Below are 1,190 nucleotides of genomic sequence, written 5' to 3'. Positions count from 1 at the left end.
GTGTTCCCGAGCATTCTCGGCCAACTCGCCCCGCTCGAGGAGCGGCTTCAGGCCCAGCAGCCGCGTCTGCAGTCGCAGGTCAGACACGAGTTTTGTCAGGCGGGCGTTTCCTGCGTATTCCATTATCGCGAGATGAAACTCTCGGTCAGCTTCGATGAAGTCAGCTAAGTTCCCTTCGGCGGCCCGCTCGACGATTCGCTGTGCCATGACCCGCAGGCGTTCCACACCGTCGGCCGGGATCAACGGCGTGACGCGCGCCGCGATGACCGGCTCGATGAGTACGCGAATCTGTGCGAGGTCGGCTAGATCCTCGTTTGAAACATTGGTTATTTGGAAACCCTTGTTCCGAAGAACGGTGACGAGACCTTCTTTGGCAAGGTCAAGCATCGCTTCGCGCACTGGCGTGGCCGATACGCCAAACTGTGCCGCTAGCCCTGGCCCGGTGTGGATCTCACCCGGACGGAACTCACCGGAGATGATCGCGTTACGCAAGGCTCGGGTGATGGTTGCCCGGATGCTTGTTTGAAGCACAGGGCCGATACTCGAGACTGGTTCGGCTGCCGTCATGTCGGCCCCGTCCTTGTTGGAGATGGAAGTTGTACTAGGCGTGCTACAGGTCGATCGTCGGAGTGGCTACGGCGGACGTAGCTGGCTTCGTCAAGGCGTGCGGCAGCCGCAGAGAGTCACATCAGCTATTCAGGTTTCGCGCCAGGACGTCTGCGATGGCCCAGTCCTGCATTGCTACCCCGACGCTCTTGAAAACGGTTCGGCCACCATGGGACTGCGTGCCGCGGAGCGCCACCCCGAGCTCCACCAGATCGGACTCCCTGATCAGGCCCGCTGCGACGGCGTCAATGATCTCACCAGACTCGGTGAGCGCAGCGTGTCGGTCATCGATGTAGGTCCGGCTATCGGCCAACAGCTCGGCTGGAATTTCGTGCATCGCCGGCCGGTAGGCGCCGATGGCATTTACGTGCACTTCGGCGGGCAGATCCGCTGCTTCAAAGAGCGGGACCAGGGACGTGGTGGCACAGCAGACGATATCAACGTCGCTGATCGCCTTCGCGACCTCGGTGCTGACGATGATCTCAGTCTGCGGCAAGTCACGGGCCAGCGCAACGCCGAGCAATTCGGCACGCTCCTCGACTCGATCCACGATCGTTAGTCGTGACAGCGGGCGAACGGCGTGC

General features: G+C 61.7%; 2 protein-coding genes. Both read right to left on the bottom strand.

Annotation, left to right across the window (positions count from 1 at the left end):
* Positions 1 to 567 (bottom strand): GntR family transcriptional regulator (locus tag EPN29_14360; GenBank protein ID TAN30057.1); only part of this gene is annotated, 567 nt, incomplete at its 3' end.
* Positions 568 to 688: 121 nt separating this feature from the next.
* A partial coding sequence (locus tag EPN29_14355) for an ornithine cyclodeaminase family protein (GenBank protein ID TAN30056.1) occupies positions 689 to 1,190 on the bottom strand: 502 nt, incomplete at its 5' end.

It is taken from the genome of bacterium (assembly GCA_004299235.1).
In the GTDB taxonomy this organism is placed as follows: domain Bacteria; phylum Chloroflexota; class Dormibacteria; order Dormibacterales; family Dormibacteraceae; genus SCQL01.
The sequence above is the reverse complement of the archived record's forward strand: the minus strand, read 5'-3'. Positions and strand labels throughout refer to the sequence as shown.